Origin of the sequence: Paenibacillus sp. PAMC 26794 (assembly GCF_000316035.1) — a bacterium.
GTDB lineage: Bacteria > Bacillota > Bacilli > Paenibacillales > Paenibacillaceae > Paenibacillus.
This window is the reverse complement of the sequence record NZ_ANHX01000026.1, coordinates 20,170-41,859: the sequence shown is the minus strand read 5'-3', so window position 1 is coordinate 41,859 and position 21,690 is coordinate 20,170. Positions and strand designations below refer to the sequence as shown.

General features: G+C 46.0%; 20 protein-coding genes and 1 pseudogene. 19 read left to right on the top strand and 2 right to left on the bottom strand.

Annotated features, from left to right (window positions below; translation table 11 throughout):
* Positions 1 to 187: 187 nt before the first annotated feature.
* The 9 genes and pseudogenes from D829_RS32965 to D829_RS0113800 all read left to right on the top strand — a co-directional run.
* Positions 188 to 412, top strand: a pseudogene (locus tag D829_RS32965) (hypothetical protein); the annotation flags it as partial.
* A 309-nt stretch (positions 413 to 721) separates the two neighbouring features.
* The gene (locus tag D829_RS0113835; protein WP_017689497.1) at positions 722 to 1,213 is read left to right on the top strand and encodes a phosphatidylglycerophosphatase A; all 492 of its coding nucleotides are present in this window, start codon (positions 722 to 724) and stop codon (positions 1,211 to 1,213) included.
* A gap of 284 nt (positions 1,214 to 1,497) precedes the next feature.
* A complete protein-coding gene (locus D829_RS0113830) occupies positions 1,498 to 1,686 on the top strand; it encodes a hypothetical protein (protein ID WP_017689496.1) in 189 nt (62 codons plus the stop codon).
* Positions 1,687 to 1,773: 87 nt separating this feature from the next.
* Positions 1,774 to 2,028, top strand: a complete 255-nt coding sequence (locus D829_RS33710) for a hypothetical protein (protein ID WP_017689495.1) — start codon at positions 1,774 to 1,776, stop codon at positions 2,026 to 2,028.
* A gap of 63 nt (positions 2,029 to 2,091) precedes the next feature.
* On the top strand, positions 2,092 to 2,985 hold the full coding sequence (accD, locus tag D829_RS0113820; RefSeq protein WP_017689494.1) for an acetyl-CoA carboxylase, carboxyltransferase subunit beta: 894 nt from the start codon (positions 2,092 to 2,094) through the stop codon (positions 2,983 to 2,985).
* Positions 2,986 to 4,017, top strand: a complete 1,032-nt coding sequence (locus tag D829_RS0113815) for an acetyl-CoA carboxylase carboxyltransferase subunit alpha (RefSeq protein ID WP_017689493.1) — start codon at positions 2,986 to 2,988, stop codon at positions 4,015 to 4,017.
* A 105-nt stretch (positions 4,018 to 4,122) separates the two neighbouring features.
* Complete coding sequence (gene pyk, locus D829_RS0113810) at positions 4,123 to 5,550, top strand: pyruvate kinase (RefSeq protein ID WP_017689492.1); 1,428 nt, start codon at positions 4,123 to 4,125, stop codon at positions 5,548 to 5,550.
* 131 nt (positions 5,551 to 5,681) lie between these two features.
* On the top strand, positions 5,682 to 6,188 hold the full coding sequence (locus D829_RS0113805) for a thioesterase family protein (RefSeq protein ID WP_017689491.1): 507 nt from the start codon (positions 5,682 to 5,684) through the stop codon (positions 6,186 to 6,188).
* A 7-nt stretch (positions 6,189 to 6,195) separates the two neighbouring features.
* The gene (locus D829_RS0113800; protein WP_017689490.1) at positions 6,196 to 6,594 is read left to right on the top strand and encodes an FxsA family protein; all 399 of its coding nucleotides are present in this window, start codon (positions 6,196 to 6,198) and stop codon (positions 6,592 to 6,594) included.
* A gap of 102 nt (positions 6,595 to 6,696) precedes the next feature.
* Here the strand turns inward: D829_RS0113800 and ytvI are convergent, their stop codons facing one another.
* The gene (ytvI, locus tag D829_RS0113795; protein WP_026081167.1) at positions 6,697 to 7,815 is read right to left on the bottom strand and encodes a sporulation integral membrane protein YtvI; all 1,119 of its coding nucleotides are present in this window, start codon (positions 7,813 to 7,815) and stop codon (positions 6,697 to 6,699) included.
* A gap of 531 nt (positions 7,816 to 8,346) precedes the next feature.
* Between ytvI and citZ the strand changes: the two genes are divergently transcribed.
* The 4 genes from citZ (at position 8,347) to D829_RS0113775 (ending at position 12,417) form a co-directional block, all read left to right on the top strand.
* The gene (citZ, locus tag D829_RS0113790; protein WP_017689488.1) at positions 8,347 to 9,459 is read left to right on the top strand and encodes a citrate synthase; all 1,113 of its coding nucleotides are present in this window, start codon (positions 8,347 to 8,349) and stop codon (positions 9,457 to 9,459) included.
* A 147-nt stretch (positions 9,460 to 9,606) separates the two neighbouring features.
* Positions 9,607 to 10,899: an NADP-dependent isocitrate dehydrogenase gene (gene icd / locus D829_RS0113785; RefSeq protein WP_017689487.1), complete on the top strand. Its 1,293-nt coding sequence runs from the start codon at positions 9,607 to 9,609 to the stop codon at positions 10,897 to 10,899.
* A gap of 15 nt (positions 10,900 to 10,914) precedes the next feature.
* Positions 10,915 to 11,856, top strand: a complete 942-nt coding sequence (mdh, locus tag D829_RS0113780; protein WP_017689486.1) for a malate dehydrogenase — start codon at positions 10,915 to 10,917, stop codon at positions 11,854 to 11,856.
* A 141-nt stretch (positions 11,857 to 11,997) separates the two neighbouring features.
* A complete protein-coding gene (locus tag D829_RS0113775; RefSeq protein WP_036610969.1) occupies positions 11,998 to 12,417 on the top strand; it encodes a hypothetical protein in 420 nt (139 codons plus the stop codon).
* A gap of 265 nt (positions 12,418 to 12,682) precedes the next feature.
* On the opposite strand, the gene D829_RS0113770 is transcribed toward D829_RS0113775, so the two are convergent.
* Complete coding sequence (locus tag D829_RS0113770; RefSeq protein ID WP_017689484.1) at positions 12,683 to 14,242, bottom strand: histidine kinase N-terminal 7TM domain-containing protein; 1,560 nt, start codon at positions 14,240 to 14,242, stop codon at positions 12,683 to 12,685.
* Between the two features lie 389 nt (positions 14,243 to 14,631).
* On the opposite strand from D829_RS0113770, the gene D829_RS0113765 reads away from it, so the two are divergent.
* The 6 genes from D829_RS0113765 to phoU all read left to right on the top strand — a co-directional run bounded on the left by D829_RS0113765 (position 14,632) and on the right by phoU (position 21,577).
* Positions 14,632 to 15,504, top strand: coding sequence for an SDR family oxidoreductase (locus D829_RS0113765; protein ID WP_017689483.1), 873 nt, complete (start codon positions 14,632 to 14,634; stop codon positions 15,502 to 15,504).
* A 367-nt stretch (positions 15,505 to 15,871) separates the two neighbouring features.
* Positions 15,872 to 17,692, top strand: a complete 1,821-nt coding sequence (locus D829_RS0113760) for an ATP-binding protein (RefSeq protein WP_017689482.1) — start codon at positions 15,872 to 15,874, stop codon at positions 17,690 to 17,692.
* Positions 17,693 to 17,808: 116 nt separating this feature from the next.
* Positions 17,809 to 18,537: a response regulator transcription factor gene (locus tag D829_RS0113755; protein ID WP_017689481.1), complete on the top strand. Its 729-nt coding sequence runs from the start codon at positions 17,809 to 17,811 to the stop codon at positions 18,535 to 18,537.
* 152 nt (positions 18,538 to 18,689) lie between these two features.
* Complete coding sequence (locus D829_RS31035; RefSeq protein ID WP_017689480.1) at positions 18,690 to 19,871, top strand: methyl-accepting chemotaxis protein; 1,182 nt, start codon at positions 18,690 to 18,692, stop codon at positions 19,869 to 19,871.
* A 227-nt stretch (positions 19,872 to 20,098) separates the two neighbouring features.
* On the top strand, positions 20,099 to 20,854 hold the full coding sequence (gene pstB / locus D829_RS0113745) for a phosphate ABC transporter ATP-binding protein PstB (RefSeq protein WP_017689479.1): 756 nt from the start codon (positions 20,099 to 20,101) through the stop codon (positions 20,852 to 20,854).
* Between the two features lie 63 nt (positions 20,855 to 20,917).
* Entirely contained in the window at positions 20,918 to 21,577 is a 660-nt protein-coding gene (gene phoU, locus D829_RS0113740; protein WP_017689478.1) for a phosphate signaling complex protein PhoU, read from the top strand.
* The last annotated feature ends 113 nt before the right edge of the window (positions 21,578 to 21,690 follow it).

The following is a 21,690-nucleotide window of genomic DNA, read 5'->3' as shown; positions in this document are numbered from 1 at the left end:
CGAAGCGCAGCGCAGCAGCGCAGGCGGTGATGTTTCCGCTGCGCGTAGCAGCGGGAGCCACGGCTCGGCAGCGACGCGCAGCGATGCGGCGGGTACGGGCGCAGCCACGGCGGCGGCTTCCCGGGCCGGCGGTGCCGCTGAGGCGGCAGGCAGCCCGGAGCAGAGCCGCGAACCGCGGGCGGTGGAGCAGCGGGTGTTCGTGAAGATTGCTCCGCATGCGGAGAAGCCTGAGCTTCTGGCACGTCTGAAGCAGCTGCTTCAGGAGCATCCCGGACCTGTGGCGACGGTGCTCTTCTATGAGCAGCAGCAGAAGCTGCTTGCGCTGAGTGATGCCTACCGGATTAAGCCATCGCCAACCTTGTTTTCCGAGATGGAGAAAATGCTGGGTGAAGGCACAGTCAAAATTAAATAAGAGGCTGTCCCGTAAGTTATAACACTTATCCATAGTATGAAACCTGTTTGGCTCAATGCTGAACAGGTTTTTTTTGATTATTTTAGTGCGAGCGCGGTTCCCTGACGACAGGGTTTAAACAAACAAATTGCAGACTTGTTATAGGCCAGCTACAGTTCAGCGCTGAATGTACAATCCTGCAACATGTCCAGGGTAGGACTGGTCTCAACCATCCGCACATTTTATGAACATTTTAACAGGTTGCTGCATACACTTGAGAACACCGAAGGACCTCGCGGTCCTCGGGGGATTGATGCGGGAGGTCGAGATATGTCATATGAAATCGTAGAAGCCATGCTGGCCCGGCGGGGTGTACGGATTGATGCAATCGCCGCAATTGTATACCGTCTGCAAAAAGGGTACCACCCCGAACTGACCATGGACGACTGTGTAACCAGCGTGAAATCCGTTCTGCAGAAACGAGAGGTGCAATATACGCTCTATACGGGTATTGCTCTCGACGAACTTGCGGAGAAACGACTCTTGCCCCAACCTTTACAAGCTATTATGGAAGCGGATGAATCCCTGTATGGGGTGGACGAGACTCTGGCCCTCGGCATTACTCATGTGTATGGTATGATCGGTTTAACCAGCTTTGGTTACCTGGATAAAGAAAAAATAGGTGTAATTCATGATTTGAACGAACATGAAACAGCCATTCATGTCTTTTTGGATGATCTTGTCGCAGGGGTGGCCGCTGCGGCTTCTGCCCGGATTGCACACAAAAATATTAAAGCCAAAAAATACCCCTCAGACCTTTAACACCCTGTATTTCCATGCTTGTATGCTATGGTCAATCTAATGACTCATATGAAGGTCTTCAAGGGCGGCTGACGCTGCCCTGATAAGCTTGGGGCTGCTTATGGAAGAGGTATCAACAAGAAGATTTCGTCAACCATATGAGTTATTCGTGGGGGATAAATGTCCCTCATGATCCCAAATTCTCCCCAAAGGTCCCGAACCCTTTCTTGCAGAAAAAAAGTGAGGTATGTTATCATTAGTCCAATATACGGGCTCTGAACATTAGCTTAGGGGGCGGACAAGGCATGTGGACGGTGATTTACATTGCACCGACAGCAAAGGTTGCGGACAAGATCAAGACCAAGCTTTCGGAAGAAGGTTTTCTGGTACAGACCCGTCCCATCAGTTTATCCAAGCAGCAATTTGAGATTCGCGTCCCTTCTGGGGAATTGGAAGAGGTCCAGGAAGTGCTGAATTCCATTCTGCATTCCTGATACGTTCGACATCGACGTGCCTTGGCAGATGAAGAAGTACCATCGGTACATAAGGGACTAATCGCGTAAGCGGAGAGAGGAATCGACTTGCATGTATTGTATGCTGCTGTCCTTCCTTCTTTTTTTGTTAGGACAAGGACCGACCTGGTTGCTCCCGGAGACCCTACCAAGATAGATTCAAACATCGGCGCAACAATCTTTCGGTTATTGCAGGTAACATCAATCGTGCTGACAGAAGCCGCTGATCCTTGCCCTGTACCGGCGGATTTTTTTGTTGTGAATGCTGGACAAGGCCCATGGCAGCGTGTGGGTCGTAAGCGGTTTACCGTAGCACGCGGATGAAGCTGCCACAAGCAGCGCTCTGCAGGTTGCGGCCATCAAATCAACGGCTGGAGAGGTGTAGTTGTGTTCAAAGATATATTCCAGAAGAAACGGAAGTACGCTACCATACCTTCCGAGCGTGCACTTCCCGGCGAAGGCCAGGAAGTCCTAGAACGCCCAAAACGTGAAATACCTGAAGGGCTTATGAACAAGTGCAGCAAATGCGGCACCATTCAATATAGCAAGGAATTGGAGAAAAATCTGAAAGTATGTCCTGCCTGCGGTTATCATATGCGTCTTAATGCTATGGAGCGTATTGCTATGGTACTTGATGATCAAGGATTTGTTGAGTTTGATGCTGATATGATATCGGTTGATCCGCTTGGCTTTCCTGGATATAGCAACAAATTGGAACAACAGCGTCTGAAATCGGGCCTGAAGGAAGCGGTAATTACAGGGGAAGGGACCATTGAGGGCCTGCCTGTAGTTGTGGCTGTCATGAGCTTTGATTTCTTCACAGGCAGCATGGGTTCTGTTGTAGGGGAGAAAATTACTCGTGCCATTGAGCATGCCACAGAGAAGCGCTTGCCATTGATTATTTTCTCAACATCAGGTGGTGCCCGGATGCAAGAGAGTATTCTCAGCCTCATGCAAATGGCCAAAACAAGCGCAGCTTTATCCCGTTTGGATGAACAGGGCGGGCTGTACATTTCGGTCATTACGGACCCGACGACAGGTGGAGTCTCGGCAAGTTTTGCGAGCTTGGGCGATATTAACATTGCCGAACCTGGCGCTGTATTTGGTTTTGCCGGCAGAATCGTTATCGAACAGACGATCCGTCAGAAGTTACCTGATGATTTCCAGACGGCTGAATTTAATATGCAACACGGTCAGTTGGACATGGTTGTGCACCGGAAAGAACTTCGGGCCACTCTTGGCAAGCTTCTGGATATGCATAGTGAAAAAGGAGGGGTCTAAATGGCGGGTGAGTTGCCATATGAAGCGCCTCTGGTTGAGATGCGCAAAAAGATTGATGAACTCGTACAGTTTGGACAGGAAAAAGGGATCGACTTCACGGACGAGATTGCCCGCCTGGAAGAACGTTACCATAGACTTGAAGAAGAGATCTACACTGGTATAACAGCAGCTCAGAAGATGCATCTGGCCCGTCATCAGCAGCGCCCAACGGCGCTGGACCTGATCCAGTTGATATTTACGGACTTCATTGAGCTGCACGGTGATCGCATGTTCGGAGACGATCTTGCGGTTGTTGGCGGACTTGCCAAGCTGAATGGAAAGACAGTAACGGTAATCGGACAACAGCGGGGGAAAGACACGAAGGATAATATAGCCCGCTTTTTCGGTAGCGCTCATCCAGAAGGTTTCCGAAAAGGACTGCGTCTGATGAAACAAGCAAACAAATTTGGCCGTCCTATTATTACGTTTATTGATACTAAAGGGGCGTATCCGGGTAATACTGCAGAAGAGAGAGGTCAATCGGAAGCGATTGCTCGCAACCTGATGGAAATGGCGAAGCTATCGGTTCCTGTTATTGTTGTGGTCATCGGCGAAGGTGGAAGCGGCGGTGCCCTCGCTATGGCTGTGGGTAATCGTGTGTTGATGCTGGAACATGCGATCTATTCTGCAATCTCTCCGAACGGCGCTGCTTCGATTCTCTGGAAGGATGCATCCAAGGCAGATCAGGCGGCTGAAGCAATGAAAATAACAGCCAAAGACCTGCTGGAGATGGAAGTCATTGAAGAGATTGTCCCTGAGCCACGCGGCGGTGCTCATCGGGATTATGAAGCGTCTGCTGCTTTCATCAGTAAAGCTTTGGTCCGTCATCTCGACGAGATGAAGGGTTGGAGCGGGGATCAGCTGAAACAGGATCGTTATGAGAAATTCCGTAAAATTGGATCGGTCACGTTTGAACCTCAAGCAACCATTGAAGCCCCTCAAGAGCTTGTAGAAGTCGATGTTGCGAGTAATTTGTCGGGAAATGCTGAATAATGTGACGAATTTCCTATACAAATGAGCAAAAGTATAGTAAATTTAATAGTTGGAAAAAGAAAAATAGATAAAGAGTAATACCTTTAAAATCGGAGGAAACCCAAAATGCGTAAAACGAAAATTGTATGTACCATTGGTCCATCCAGTGAATCTCTGGAGAACACCAAAAAATTGATTATGGCCGGTATGAATGTGGCCCGTCTGAACTTCTCCCACGGTGATTTCGATGAGCACGGCGGACGGATCATTGCGATTCGCCAAGCATGCGAAGAGTTGAACAAAACAGTAGCGATCCTGCTGGACACCAAAGGACCGGAAATTCGGACAGGTAAACTCGAAGTTGAACCGATCGAATTGGTTCAAGACGAGTACATCACTTTGACAACAGAAGAAATTCTGGGCACCAAAGAACGTCTTTCCATTACGTATACAGATCTTCCGAATGATGTTGAACCGGGATCTACAATTCTGATCGACGACGGTCTGATCGGACTGACTGTGGTGGAAGTGCAAGGCACCGAGATCAAATGCCGTATCGTTAACGGCGGATCGATCAAAAGCAAAAAAGGTGTTAACGTTCCGGGCGTTGCCATTTCTCTGCCGGGTATCACCGAAAAAGACGCTAACGATATCGTATTTGGTATCGAACAAGGTGTCGATTTCATCGCGGCTTCTTTTGTACGTAAAGCAAGTGACGTACTTGAGATTCGTGAATTGCTTGAAAAACACAATGCTGGACATATCCAAATCATCTCCAAAATCGAAAACCAACAAGGTGTCGATAACCTCGACGAAATCCTTGAAGTGTCTGACGGCCTGATGGTTGCTCGTGGAGACCTGGGTGTTGAGATTCCTGCGGAAGAAGTACCATTGGTACAAAAACGCATGATCCAAAAATGTAACGTTGCAGGTAAACCGGTTATCACAGCTACACAAATGCTGGATTCCATGCAGCGTAACCCGCGTCCAACACGTGCGGAAGCAAGTGACGTGGCGAATGCGATCTTCGACGGTACGGACGCAATCATGTTGTCAGGTGAGACAGCTGCGGGTAAATACCCAGTTGAATCTGTTCTGACCATGTCCCGTATTGCTGAAAAAGCAGAATCTGCTCTGCCTTACCAAGAGTTGTACCTGAAACAACGTGTTGCTCAACAAACAACAGTTACAGAAGCAATCAGCCAATCGGTTGCCCTCCAAGCTCAAGATTTGAACGCAAAAGCGATCATTACTTCGACTGAATCAGGACATACTGCACGCATGATTTCCAAGTATCGTCCAGAATCTCCAATCATCGCTGTGACAACGGAAGACAGAACTTCCCGTCGTTTGGCTCTGGCTTGGGGTGTAACTCCTGTCAAAGGAAGACTGGTTGATTCCACGGATGCTTTGTTCGAAAATGCAATTGAAGGCGGCGTAAAATCCGGACTTGTTAAAGAAGGAGACCTGGTTGTGATCACAGCAGGTGTACCTTTGGGTCGTTCCGGTTCTACCAACCTGATTAAAGTAAGCCAAATTCCAAACAACGCTTAATAGCGTCTTGGGTGGAGAAGCAACAGGAAAGAAGCAATGGGGCTTTATTGTCCCGTTGCTTTTTTTCCATCTTATTGACACTTTACAACGATATAACACGTATGAATGATAGAACGAAGGAGGCCGATAACGTGCGAGAACAGAGCAATGGTAACTGGTATGCGGCACGTCTTCGTGTACGCTATCAAGAAAGTGACCAGATGGGCGTGGTCTACCACGCGAACTATTTGAATTGGTTTGAAATCGGTCGAACTGAGATGATTCGCCAAATGGGGTATACATATCGTAAAATGGAGGAACAGGGGTTACTGCTTCCCGTAACCGGACTGGATGTGAAGTATCACAAGCCTGCCCGATATGATGATGAGATTATCATTTTCACCCGTATTGCTGCATTTAGTGGTCTGCGACTGAATTATGAGTATGACGTAAGACGCATGTCTGAAGAACCTGATGAGCATATGGTGATTGGAGAACGGGTATGGTCAACTGAGGAATCACTCCCCGGTGAACGGCTAGTTACAGGTTCTACCCAGCATGTGTGGGTGAATGGGGACTGGAAGCCAGTTCGGCTGGATAAAGCAGCCTCTGAGCTATACAGCGCGCTTGAAAAGGTGTGGCTTTCGGGAAAGGGGTAATACTTCAATGCGAAAATGGATGTGGGCTTTACTCTTATTCATTCCGGTGATTGAATTATTTGGTTTTATTCTGATGAGTGACTGGATCGGAGCCGGAAAGACATTGCTTCTCATGATTCTCACGTCCTTGATTGGTATAGCAATGTTGCAGTTTGAAGGGCGAAAAGTACTTGTGGACGCCAAATCCGAAATGGAGCGTGGCAAGGTACCTGGAAGAAAAATGGTCGATGGTCTTTTTATTTTTGTCGGTGGTTTCTTGCTTTTGATTCCAGGTTTTGTAACGGATCTGATCGGGTTTACACTGGTATTTCCATTAACACGTCCGGTTTACCGTCTGTTCTTCCTGGGGTGGCTGGAGAAAAAAATGAAAAGTGGAAAAATTACGTTTTATCGCCGTCCGAAATGAAACACCAGTTGTTTTGCATAATGGAAAAGGCTCCGCTCAGCAGATGATTTCTGTTGAACGAAGCCTTTTTCTATTTTTCCTGTGTGCTCATAAGATGATGCCTCATCGGACACGTCCGTTGATGATATACGTTCTAAGGTCGCGTAATACGTTAGCCCGATTGAACGCATCGAGGATCACAAGACTGACAGGGCCAATAATCAAGCCCAGAACACCGAACAACTTCAAACCCACAAACATGCCAACGAGCGTGGCGAGTGGGTCGAGCCCTACACTACTTGCAAGTACCTTCGGTTCAATAATCTGACGGGCGATCAGTAAGATCAGATAGATAATACTAATGCCAATACCCAGATACAGATCCCCATTCATAAAGAGGTACGCTGCCCAAGGCACCATGACCAGACCCACACCCAGATAAGGAAGCAGATCGACCAAACCAATCATCAGAGCGATGGTGAAGGCTGAATTGACTTGCAATATAAGCAGTCCAATCATGACGAATAGTGCTGTAATCGAGATCATGATCAATTGTGCTCTTGCATATCCGAACAGTGCCTTCTTAAGGTCAGTCCATATGTCGGATATCGGCTTGCGAATGGAAGAGGGTACCCAGCCCGATACGGTGATGCTATGCCGGGTCCAACTTTTGCTAATGAAGAATGTAGACAACAGAACAACGATTAATACCGCACCCATGTTAGGCAGGGAAGTCAGCAGACTCAGAATCATGTTGAAAAATCCGGTGACCAGATCTGTGACGGCTGTACCCACCGTTTCAGTCGTTTTACTAATATTGCTGTTGATGGTTTCCTGGTAGTTGGGATTTTCCTTGTAAAATTCATTGATCTGCGCAGTCAAACTCTGAATGGTGTCATTCTGGGTCCAGCGCACAAACGTGTCCTTGATCTCATCAACATGAAGATCAAAGCTTGTCGTAAGTGAAATGACTTCTTTTACCATGCGGGTAATCGCCGCAGACAGTACCACTGCAATGGCTCCAAAATAAAGGATCAATGAAATAGTCACAGCCAGCCAGCGGGGGAATCGTGCTCGATGCTGGAGCAGTTTCACTAATGGATTCATGGCATATGCGATAATCCAGGCAATCGCAAAAGGGTACAGAAGCGGGAACAGCAAGTATATGGCAACGGCGATCAGAATGGTCGCAATGATAACCCATAAACCACGGAGCAGGCGTTTCATTATTATTCTATCCAAGCATCAACTCTCCTTAGTTCAATTAAGCCGACCTATGTATGATCCATGAAGCAATATTAGAAATAGATGGCTATCTTAATTAATATAGAGCATTTACAAGGTTTTGAAACGCCGGGATGTTACCAGATCTTGTTCAAAAGCGGACTTTTGAACAAGATCTACGGGGATTCTTTCTTTTGCCTAGAGTATGCCTTAGTATTACAGAATATAGCAATAGAAAGTTCTTCATACGACAGGATTGGTTAAAAAACATTAAATGTCAACCTTGTTTTTGTAAAGGCTTTCAAAAATGCTTTATCGGACCGATAAAGAAGTTTGATGTGCGAATGAACTCTCATCATGTTCACATAAACGACAAAATCCAGTATGATGTTATAAGTGAATACCGATTGACAGATAGGAAAACCCCATTTTGAAATATTTGTTAATTTTAAAATGAAAATGTTTACAAAAAGAGAATAGGTGCATTTTGGCACTTATATGACACTCTGGAATGGTTCCTGATTTCGCTTATTAAAGGAGAGATGTAATATGACAGCTACCAAAGGTCTGGAAGGCATCGTTGCAACAACCTCTTCGATCAGTTCTATTGTAGACGGTGTGCTCACATACCGTGGTTACGATATCGACGATTTGGCTGAACATGCCAGCTTTGAAGAAGTTGCCTATTTGTTGTGGTTTGGTAAACTGCCAACAACGGATGAACTGAAATCCCTTCGTAAAAGCCTGAGCGATTACGCGCCGATTCCGAGCGAGTTGATTGCACAAATCCAATTGTATCCGAAAAACGTCAGTACCATGGCAGCACTTCGTTCTGCTGTCTCTGCACTTGCACTGTACGACGAGCAAGCGGATGAGATGACAACGGAAGCGAATGAGAACAAAGCGGTTAAGTTGCAAGCACAGTTGCCAACGATTGTGGCAGCCATCGCCCGTATCCGTCAGGGCAAAGAACCTGTGGCTCCAAAAGAAGGCGCTTCCATCGCAGAGAACTTTTTATATATGATGACTGGTGAAGAACCATCCGAGACCGCAGTGAAAGCATTGGATCAAGCCCTTGTCCTGCATGCGGATCACGAGTTAAACGCTTCGACATTTGCAGCCCGTGTAACGGTTGCTACGCTGTCAGATATCTATTCCGGTGTAACTTCCGCCATTGGCGCACTGAAGGGACCACTGCATGGCGGTGCTAATGAAGCCGTTATGAAAATGTTGAATGAGATTGGTACGCCTGATCGTCTTGAAGCGGCAATTCAGGAAAAATTGAATAATCGTGAAAAGATCATGGGCTTTGGACATCGGGTGTACAAAAACGGTGATCCACGCGCCAAACATCTACAGAAGATGTCCAAGGAACTTGGCGAGATGAACAATGATACGCGCTTGTATGATATGTCTGTGAAGATCGAAGAACTGGTAACAGGACAAAAAGGACTGAAGCCTAACGTAGACTTCTATTCTGCTTCTGTATATACCCAACTGGAGATCGAACAGGAATTGTTCACTCCGATCTTTGCCATCAGCCGGGTGTCTGGATGGACTGCGCATATTTTGGAACAGCTTGCGGACAATCGCATCATTCGTCCACGTGCGGAGTACACTGGTCCTACAGAACAGAAATACGTTTCTATTGAACTTCGCTAATAGCCGCAAAAACAGTATAATAATATGGACGAGGTGAAGGGTTGGAAAGCAGAGGCGCTACTGGCTTAAGCTCTCAGGACCCTTCTCTCAACAAGACTAGTGGTATGATGAATACTGCATATACGAAACCTAGGAGGAATTTTAACTATGAAATTAGAAAAATTTGCTCACCCAACTGAAGGCGAAAAAATCCAAATTGATAACGGTACACTTCAAGTACCTAGTAATCCAATCATTCCATTTATCGAAGGTGACGGTACAGGCCGTGATATCTGGAAAGCTTCCAAACGTGTATTGGATGCAGCTGTTGAAAAAGCTTATGATGGCAACAAAAAAATCGCATGGTATGAAGTGTTTGCTGGACAAAAAGCATTCGATACATACGGTGAGTGGTTACCGAATGATACACTGGAAGCCATTCGTGAGTATATCGTAGCGATCAAAGGACCATTGACTACGCCAATCGGTGGCGGTATCCGTTCCCTGAACGTAGCCCTGCGTCAAGAACTTGACTTGTACACATGCCTGCGTCCTGTTCGTTATTTTGACGGTGTACCTTCTCCGGTAAAACGTCCTGAGCTGGTAGACATGGTCATTTTCCGTGAGAATACGGAAGATATCTATGCAGGAATCGAGTATGCTGAAGGTTCTGAAGAAGTGAAAAAAGTGATCCAGTTCCTGCAACAGGAGATGGGTGCTAACAAAATCCGTTTCCCTGAGACTTCCGGTATTGGTATCAAACCAGTTTCTTCCGAAGGTTCGAAACGTCTGGTACGTGCAGCAGTGCAGTATGCAATTGACCATAACCGTAAGACGGTTACATTGGTACACAAAGGTAATATCATGAAATTCACAGAAGGTGCCTTCAAAAACTGGGGATATGAAGTGGCTGAAGAAGAGTTCGCTGACAAAGTATTCACATGGGCACAATACGACATCATCAAAGAAAACGAAGGTACAGATGCTGCGAATGCAGCACAAAAAGCTGCTGAAGATGCTGGTAAAATCATCGTAAAAGATGCAATTGCCGATATTGCTCTGCAACAAGTATTGACTCGTCCAGGCGAGTTTGATGTAATCGCAACCCTGAACCTGAACGGTGACTATCTGTCCGATGCACTTGCAGCCCAAGTTGGCGGAATTGGTATCGCTCCTGGAGCGAACATCAACTACGTAACAGGACATGCTATCTTCGAAGCGACTCACGGTACTGCACCTAAATACGCGGACAAAGATGTCGTGAACCCTGGTTCCGTTATTCTGTCTGGAGTAATGATGCTTGAGCACTTGGGATGGCAAGAAGCAGCTAACCTGATCTACAAAGGTATGGAAACATCCATTAACAATAAAACAGTAACGTATGACTTTGCACGTCTGATGGACGGCGCTACTGAAGTGAAATGTTCTGAATTCGCGGATCAAATCATTAAAAACCTGTAAGGGGAGATGTGAATCTTGACTATTCAGCGCAAAAAAATCACAGTAGTCGGCGCCGGTTTTACCGGTGCTACGACCGCATTAATGCTTGCCCAAAAAGAACTCGGGGATGTTGTGCTGGTTGATATTCCTCAACTGGAGAACCCGACGAAGGGGAAAGCACTCGATATGATGGAAGCAAGTCCTGTTCAAGGATTTGACAGTCATATCGTCGGTACTTCCAACTACGAAGATACTGCAGGTTCTGAGATTGTAATCATTACCGCTGGTATCGCCCGTAAACCGGGTATGAGCCGCGACGATCTGGTCAATACGAATGCGGGTATCGTGAAGTCCGTTTGTGAAAATGTGAAAAAATATTGCCCTGATTCCATCGTCATTATTCTAAGCAACCCGGTGGATGCGATGACTTATGCTGCTTATCAGACCCTTGGTTTTCCTAAAAACCGTGTTATCGGTCAGTCAGGTGTTCTGGATACAGCACGTTATTGTACTTTCATTGCGCAAGAGCTGAATGTATCTGTTGAAGATGTTCGTGGATTCGTTCTTGGCGGCCACGGAGACGACATGGTACCACTCGTTCGTTATTCGAGCGTAGGTGGTATTCCGATTGACACGCTGATTCCGGCAGAACGCATTGAGTCCATTGTTCAACGCACACGTGTTGGCGGAGGCGAGATTGTGAATTTGCTGGGTAACGGCAGTGCCTATTATGCACCAGCGGCTTCACTCGTTCAGATGACCGAAGCGATTTTGAAGGACAAGAAACGTATCATTCCAGTGATCGCTTATCTTGAAGGTGAATATGGCTATAATGATCTGTTCCTCGGTGTACCAACCATTCTAGGTGGTAACGGCATTGAGAAAATATTCGAACTTGAACTGACAACGGAAGAAAAAGCAGGGTTGGATAAATCTGCTGATTCGGTTCGCAACGTCATTTCGGTAGTAAACCTGTAAGTTTGAAAACTTTTTGAACAGAAGCTAAAAGAAAACCTCCGGTAAACCCGGAGGTTTTCTTTTCTTTGGATAAGTTCCCCAGTATAATGGGATGTGATGTATAGCACACCGAAAATGTTGAGGAGGATGAAAATTTTGACAATGATTATGTATCTGCTCCATATTGTTGGAGCACTGGCGATGGGATTCTATTTGATTCTGCCATTTGTGGTCGGTAAAATCCGTACCTTGAATGCTGCAGCACAAGAGGGAGCCTTTGCATCGCTTCGTTCTTTGAACAAAGTTGCGCAGTATGGACTTGTAATCCAACTTCTTACTGGTGGTTACCTGATGACCAAAGGTGAGTATTCTCATGTCTGGATGGCTGTCGTTGTTGTTCTGCTCTTGGCTATTGCGGCTATTGGAGGAATTATGGGTAAACCGCTGCGACTCGCTGCAGAAGGTGTGAAAAACAAGCGTGATGTGGGTCCTGAGCAAAGCAAGATCCGTATGTTCAGTACACTTCTGGCTGTATTCTTGCTAATCATGGTGTACCTGATGGTGAATAATCAGGTGATCTAAGTGCGTTGTGGACGGTTAATCCACCTTACGAAGATGTATTGTTAGTTGTAGGTTAAGCGTTTGCAGACGTAATTAGGACAAGCCGGATGATATGTAAGATGGTGTTTCGTTGAAACAAATGAAAAATAGACAGCCTCATGGGCTGTCTATTTTTTTGTTATTAGCAAGATAAAATCAGCAGTCCTGGGTTTATTTGAACTGAAACTAGAAAGATCACTACCATACATATCATCGTACGTAATCCATCAGACACGGTCTACATTGGTTAGGGTGTACTCACAGTATACGCACGCACTGCATTTCGACCATTGCGCTTGGATTCGTACAAGGCAGTATCAGCGTCGCGTAACAAGGACTCCAGCGAATCCGACCCTCCATTGTATTGGGCAATACCAAAGCTTGAGGTCAGCGTAATAGGAACTCCCTTAACATCCAGGGGTTCATTCAACAAAGCAACTCTCAGTTGCTCTGCAAGATTCTCGGCTTCTTGAAGCGAGGTATTCGGAAGAGCGATGACAAACTCTTCTCCTCCATAACGGGCGAACAACATCTCAGGGCTTAAATATCGATTACATACAGAGACCACATGAATGATGGCCTGATCGCCAACATCATGCCCGTACGTATCGTTGATGCGTTTAAAGTAATCAATATCAAATAAAATAAATGAAACAGGTTGCGGATTAAGCTGAGCTAGACTCAAAATCTCCCGTCCTCTATGCAAAAATTGAGTGCGATTATAGATTTTGGTCAGACCATCGAAATAAGCCAGTTGTTTCAGCTGTTCTTGCAAGAAGCGTTGTTCCGTTATATCGATTAGCATAATCAGACTGCCCACAGTCTGTGCATCCTTGTTATACACGTAAGATGTCCTGACCTGATAACAGACGGTCTCTCCATTTAACTGCCAGTACAGATCGGTTTGCAATCCTTCTCTTCCGTATTCAACGGGAAAAGTCTTTCCAGCAAGATTAAGCCAGATATCATCCAAGGGTTGGCCAATCATGGTTGTATTAAGCTCTGGCAACATGTCACGCAGAGATCTGTTGTAATCGACCAGTCGATTGAAACTATCCAGTACAATTACACCTTCACGCATGCTCTCGAAAATACTGTCTTTGGCTATAGGTACGATGGTCAGTAGACGTGAGGATAGAATCGCCCAGATATACATGGCAGATGTGATACACATGAGTACGGGTACGGGGTCCATCTCGCCGGGGGTCAAACCAAGCAAATACAGAAAAGCTGCGACCATAGGAATAATCTGTGAAGTAATGAGAGTAAGTAATTGACGACGATACATCTTCTTGGTGTGTCTCCATTGTCCGATCAGAATGAGGCAGGCACATAACAGACAGGAGAAGGTAAATGCACCGTGTACAACATACCATTGACCCACTGCGATATCCATCAGAGGAACGGGACTATCTTCTCTCAGCCATACTTTTTTATAAAATAGATGATGAAAGTCATTGGTTGCAACCATACCTAGTGTAATGGAAGGGATTACAAACAGCGCGGCAGTTACCTTTTTGGATAACGTTCTTCCTGTGTACTTTATCATCAACATGAGGCCAAGAGATGCGGAGAAGGGCATGCCTATATACTCCACGGTGGTCCAAAACTTCATCTGTTCCAGCGTGTTGCTGGCTAGCTCAATCGCATAACCAAAAGTATATATGGAGAGTGCTGCTGTGTAGAGAATGAATATTTTGGAACTGGGAATCTCGGATCTTCTGAAATAGGTATATAAACACAAAAAGACATTCAGCACGGCTGAAGTAGCGACGAGTGTTATATATGAATTAATATGCGATTCCATTGTCAGGTCTCCATGTTAGGTTAGAATGATTAAACCAATAAAGATGAGAGTTAAAGCACATCAGTATACTGTACATTGTACATCAGCCCAAGCAGCATAGGAATACACTTTGTATCATGAAACAGTCTAATTTCGAATAAATTTCGAATTTTGGCCAAACAGGCATAGAAGCAAATCGGTTGTTTGATATCCAAAGAGAGTGGTAAATAACGATTAGAGACAGCACACTGAGGCTTAAGTTGCTGTTCATCGCAGAAGAATAATCTGAACTGTTCATGCCATCCTACAGAATGAGACTTTTTCAGAGAACGAAAGACAAGGAAGGTTACAGTTAGAGTCCATGTCTTCTGTAATCCAAACATGTTCACATTTTGAGAGGAGAATGTTAGATGTCAACCAACACACAACAAAATCAAAAAACAATGCCAGCACAGCATCAGGATCAACGCCCCGGTATTGAATCGGAGATGCATCCCAGACCGGAATTTGAGAAGCCTGAATACAAGGCAGCAGGTAAACTGACGGGTAAGGTGGCCCTTATTACAGGGGGTGACAGCGGAATTGGACGTGCTGTTGCTGTTACGTATGCCAAGGAAGGCGCGGATGTCGCCATTGTATACCTGAGCGAGCACGAAGATGCCAAGGAAACGAAACGTCAGGTCGAACAAGAAGGACGCAAGTGCATCTTGATTGCAGGTGACATTGGTGATGATGCCTTTGCGAAGAAGTCGGTTCAGCAGACAGTGAATGAAATGGGCAAACTGGACATTGTCGTGAATAACGCAGCAGAGCAGCATCCACAGCAGAATCTGGAGGACATTACGCCAGAACAGCTGGAGCGTACATTCCGTACGAATATCTTTGGCATGTTCTATGTGACGCAGGCAGCCCTGCCACATCTGAAGAAGGGCAGTACGATTATTAATACAACCTCTATCACAGCCTATCGCGGAAGCCCAACCCTGCTTGACTATTCATCTACCAAAGGAGCAATCACTTCGTTCACTCGTTCGCTATCGATGAATGTGATTGAGAAGGGAATTCGTGTCAATGCCGTTGCACCAGGGCCGATCTGGACACCACTCATTCCATCCACATTTGATGAGAAAAAAGTAAGTGAGTTCGGCGCAACGCAGCCAATGAAGCGGCCAGGACAACCGGATGAACTAGCTCCCGCCTATGTATATCTTGCTTCAGATGATTCCTCGTATGTGAGCGGACAGGTGATGCATGTGAATGGCGGCGAAGTGGTGAACGGATAATACTTTAAAGACGTTTAGATTCAGGATAAGATTGATTATATAGAGAGGCGTATCGCTTTCAGCATGGCTGAGCGGTGCGCCTTTTTGATATCAGGTGAATATGTATGTCAAAGATGCGGTTTAGCACCTGTTTACAAAAGTCGGCATCTCTGTTGATACAACTATGATAATTTATTAATAGCCTTGTCTGACTGTAGTTGATAGCGTATTACAAAGTACTGACTGAAAAGATTGGGAGTCCCCTAATCTGTGATATGATAGATCGAGCAATTATACTCGGAGGGGCAAGTCCGTGGGGACCGAATTGAACTGGATTCAATGTAGAGCAAATCATTAGATATTAATCTGATCATAAAGGAAGAGATAGATGAGACCGTTCCGAATTCGCCTTGCCATCATTATGATGGTGCTGATCGGCGTATCCGTCATTGTGGCTGGATATACGATGGGCAGAGTGTTTAAGACTACGCATATAGCCGCATTGGAGCAAACCATGGTGCGCGAGATTAATTTGCTCAAAGCAACTTTTCCATTCCATGATGCAAGTGATCCAACCTCGGAAGCCACACGAAAGTATTATTCAGATCGTGCGCTGGAACTGGATCGTCTGACGGACTCCCGGGTAACCTTCATCAATAAAGACGGCACGGTCATTGGAGATTCCGAGAGTGATCCGGCATCCATGGATAATCACTTGAACCGTGAGGAGATTAAGGGTGCTGTCGGAGATGGATACGGGCAATCCATACGTTACAGTGAGACATTGGGACAAGACATGCTGTATGTAGCACTACCTGTGAATTCGGATCAAAGTGACATGATTGAAATACCTAGCGGCAAATTTGATGGTTACATTCGTCTATCCATGAGTCTGCATGCGGTTGATCAAGGGCTTCAGCGTGGTTGGATGATTATGTTTGCTGCACTTGGATTATTGTTCTTAATTGTCGCGTTTGTCAGTTATCGAGTTGCACGTGGATTAACCTCCCCGATTGAGCATATTACAAAAGTGGCCCATCGGATCACCAAGCTGGAATACGATGCCAGAGTTGATGTAACGCGTAGAGATGAGATCGGACAGCTGGGGCTTGCCATAAACGGAATGGCAGACAGCTTGCAGTCCCAGCTGAAGACGATTCGTGACAATGAAGCGTTGTTACAGAGTGTCCTCGCGAACATGACCGGAGGTATTGTCATGATCGACGCAGGGCAATCCATTGCACTGGTCAATCGGGAAGCGGAGCGTATGCTTGGTATTCAGGCAGGAAAGGTTACGGGTAAACCTTATACTGAATTGAAAAGACACTACGAATTAACTCGTACCATTGAAGAGAGTGTTGCACTGAAAGAACGGATGCATGAAGAAGTGAGTGTGTTCAACCCGGAGGAAAAACTGATCCGTATTGATGGAGTACCGATGTCCGAAGATGATGGTGGGTATCGAGGCATGTTGTTCCTGTTGCAGGACGTGACGGCGATTCGCCGATTGGAGTCAATGCGCAGTGAGTTCGTTGCAAATGTCTCTCATGAGCTCAAGACACCAGTCGCTGCAGTCAAAGGGTTTGCCGAAACGTTGCTCAGCGGCGGGGTACAGGATAAGGAGACAGAGCGATCATTCCTGAAGATCATCTATGATGAAGGAGATCGACTTAACCGATTAATTGGGGATATTCTGGAGTTATCCAAAATTGAATCGAAACGCGCACCGCTGCAATGCTCACCTGTTCATGTACACTCTTTCTTCGAAATGGTGCTGGGCACCTTGTCCAAGGTGGCGGAGAAAAAGCAGATTCGTCTGGAAATGCATGTTCCGGAGGAACTGTACATTGAAGCGGATGAGGACAAGATGAAGCAGATTTTCATCAATCTGTTATCCAACGGCATCAATTATACCCCCGATGGTGGACGAGTGAAGTTACAGGTGACGATGGATAACGATGATGAAGTTGTCTTTGCGGTGTCGGATACAGGAATTGGCATACCGAAAAAAGATTTGCCGCGAATCTTCGAACGGTTCTATCGTGTTGATAAAGGCAGATCCCGTAATTCAGGGGGCACAGGCCTTGGACTTTCCATCGTTAAACATCTGGTGGAATTGCATCATGGCAAATTGTCTGTAGAGAGTGAACTGGGCATGGGGACAACGTTCCGTGTGATCCTTCCATTCATTCAAGACGAAGAGATGTAGGCGTCTGGTATCAAAATGTAAAAAGTGTGTATTGTTTTACACCGCGTTAACAAATTAGTGCTATGATAGAAAAAGTGTTGTGGCAACAGACAACCTATGAAGAGAGAAGGGGTATCATGGCACAGCGTTTGCTAGTTATTGAAGATGAGCCTACATTATCAAGATTACTCACGTATAACCTGACACAGGAAGGTTATGACGTTACGGCAGAGGATCACGGATCTGCAGGATATGACCGGGCCTTGTCTCAGGAATTTGATCTCATTTTACTGGATCTGATGCTTCCGGGTATGAATGGTCTGGACATTCTGAGTAAGCTAAGAATTCAGGGTGTCAGTACACCCGTTATCATTCTGACGGCGAAGACCGGTGAAGCTGAGGTTGTACAGGGACTGAAATCGGGTGCCGATGATTATATTACCAAACCATTTGGTGTATCGGAGTTATTAGCCAGGGTGGATGCGGTATTAAGACGTTATTCCAATGGTGAAGATCTACCACAGCCTGAAGACAAGGATGGCTCACGAATTATTCTGGGAGAGCTGGAGATCTATCCTCTGAAGTATGAAGTGACACTGGGTGGACAATCCATCAGTTTGCGTCCCAAAGAGTTCGAAGTACTGTTATATTTGGCCAAAAAGCCAGGTGTGGTGCTGACACGGGATGATCTGATGAACGCGGTGTGGGGCTTCGATTATATCGGAGGTCAACGAACCGTAGACGTTCACGTAAGCTCATTACGCAAAAAGCTGGAATTAGACCCGGAATCGGTTCACATTGATTCCATTCGTGGTGTAGGTTATAAATTGGTTGTCAAAAGAAAAACTCCCCATCATTCAAGTTAGCAATGATCGGGGAGTTTTATTTTACGTTCGTTTAACATAAAGGAGGATTTTCCTTTACGTAGAGGGAGTAGCATGGACTTATCTGGGTGATACTTTGTACCTACATAACCTGCCTCAAGACGGAGCTATTACGTAAAGGAGATTGCGCATTTATGCCTATGTTGCTCGAAGTGAAACCCGACCAGCCTCATGTTGTTTTACATAATGAAGAATTAACTACACCCGAAATGGAGCAAAATACAGTAACAGTGGTTGCTGAAGAACCTGTTATCCGTCTGCATGACTATTATCGTCAGGTTCCTGTCGCCGGGATCCATACGACCTGTGGGGAAGCTGCGATGATGATGAATCAGGATCAGGAGCACCCTTGCATCGTATTATGTGATGAGCAGATGAAACCTACTGGTTTGTTAATGCGAGAGACGTTATATCGCATGTTAAATGGCCGTTTTGCTGCAGATCTATTCTACCGTAAGCCGGTCATACAAGTAGTGAATAAATCTCCCGTTATTGCAGATATTCATATGGAAGCCTCAACGATTATTGATATCGCACTTGGACGGAATGAACAGCATTTCTACGATTGTCTGCTGGTTACGGAACAAGGCAGACTGCTCGGTGTGTTGACGATGCGTGACGTAATGTCGCTCTCCCGCAGATTGCAACAGGCTTCTTCGGCAGAACGGGTACGTACGGTGTCCGAGAGCAGGCAGGAGATATCCAGAATCAACGATGCGGTCACCAAGCTGGTGCATGCTGCTAATCAGACTGTACATGAAGCACGTGAGATCATGGCATTGTCCAAGCAGGGCGAAGAGAGTTTGAAGCATGTTGATGCTTCCTATAACCGGGTACATCAGCATATGGAGAGTCAAGGACAACATGCGGATCACATGCTGAATTCGATCAAAACAGGCTCAGGCATGGCACAATCCATTCGCTCCCTGGCAGATCAAAGTGGTCTCCTCGCCCTGAATGCTTCCATCGAAGCAGCTCATGCCGGTGAATATGGACGAGGTTTTCAGATTGTTGCAGGCGAGATTCGAGCGCTCGCAAAACAGACCCGTGAGGTTGCGGGGAACATGTCTTCATTGCTAGAGAATATTGGTGGATTGACCCTTCAGACTGTTGAACTGGTTAAGGCAAGCGGAGTGGAGATTGACGACAGTTCGGTGCATGTCACCGCAGGGGGAGCAACGTTCCGACAACTGAACAGTGCAGTGAGAGATTTGTCTCGTATAGCAGAGGAGATCGCCATGGAAGGCGGGAAAGCTGGAGAAGTCGCAGAGCACATTCGTACGAAGCTGGATGAGATGGTTTCGAATAGTGAGTAATATAAAGTAGTCAATAAGGCAGACATCAGGAATCAGATTGATCCATCAAGCAGATCATGAAGGTTAAGGATGTCTTTTTTACATTCCGTTAACATGAAAGTGATACTGTTTTTACAATGAAAGGGTAGGATATTAAAGATGGCCGAGCAGCGATGAAAGATTATCAGTATCGGTCTCAACGTAAAGGGAGTTTCCGTGTCCCTGCAGCGAAGGAGAAGTGAACATCCATGAAGGACCTCATTCACATTGAAAATCTTAATTTATATTATGATACGCATCACGCGCTTAAAAATATATCGATGGATCTGCCGGAAAAAACCGTTACTGCGTTCATCGGGCCGTCAGGTTGTGGTAAGTCAACATTGCTTCGCACGTTAAACCGGATGAATGACATGATTCCGGGTGTTCGTGTGGAAGGACAGGTTATGCTGAATGGCTCTGACATTTACAGTAATGAGATTGAAGTGGAGACACTGCGCAAACGAGTTGGCATGGTGTTCCAACAGCCGAATCCTTTTCCAAAATCCATATACGATAACGTGGCTTATGGACCGCGCTTGCACGGGTTAACCCAAAAGGCTGAACTGGATCAGTTGGTGGAACAAAGTCTTGTCCATGCTGCCCTGTGGGATGAAGTGAAGGATGTATTAAAAAAGTCGGCACTTAGTTTGTCCGGCGGACAACAACAGCGTCTCTGTATTGCACGGGCGCTGGCTGTACAGCCTGACGTTCTGCTGATGGATGAAGCAACGTCCGCACTTGACCCGATCTCCACATTGAAGATTGAGGAACTGGTGAAGGAATTGCATCACAAGTACACGATCGTTATGGTTACCCACAATATGCACCAGGCAGCACGGGTATCTGGACGCACGGTATTTTTCCTAAATGGTGAAGTGGTGGAGGCAGCTGATACGGAGACGTTATTCTCCACACCGCAAGATTCCCGGACCGAGGATTATATATCTGGAAGGTTCGGTTAAGCGAGCTGAATTGGAATGATCCCGGCATACCCGGAGATGATGGATAAGGAGGACATGAAATCTATGATTCGCAGAAAAGAATTTGATCAGGAGCTTGAAGAGCTGCGTACCTTGCTCAAACAAATGGGTGAACATGTAGGAGCAGCACTGGATGGTGCTATTGAGAGTTTACAAACGATGAACGCGGAGAAAGCTCAGGTCATCATCAAGAATGATGCGAATCTGAATGCCCTTGAAGACAAAATTATGGAACTTGGCTCCAAACTGATCATCACACAACAGCCGGTGGCGAAGGATCTCAGACGTATTATCGTGGCATTCAAAATCTCCAGTGATCTGGAGCGTATGGGAGATCTTGCGCTCGACGTGGCGAAGGTGACACTCCGGATGGATGGACAGAAGCTGATTAAACCTCTGGTGGATATCCCGCAAATGGCAGAAATCGTGAAATCCATGATTGATGAATCCATCGAATCTTTCCTGAAAGAAAACACAGATCTGGCCTACAAAATGGCTCAAACGGACGATCAGGTTGATCAACTGTACAGCCATATGATCAGTGATCTCTACACGTTAATGACAGAGCATCCGAATCAGGCTTCACAGGCTATGCTGTTGATGATGGTTGGACGTTACATTGAACGTATTGGTGATCATGCAACCAACATTGGTGAGAGCACGGTATACCTGGTGACAGGTAAACGTCCGGATCTGAATCAATAGAAGAGTATTGCTGTATACCAAATGAAGGACTTTCTCCCGGGTGGCCTGTGCACAGGCTGTCTGCGGAGAAGGTTCTTTTTTTGCGAGTAAAAATGAAGTGAAAAGAGGCTATT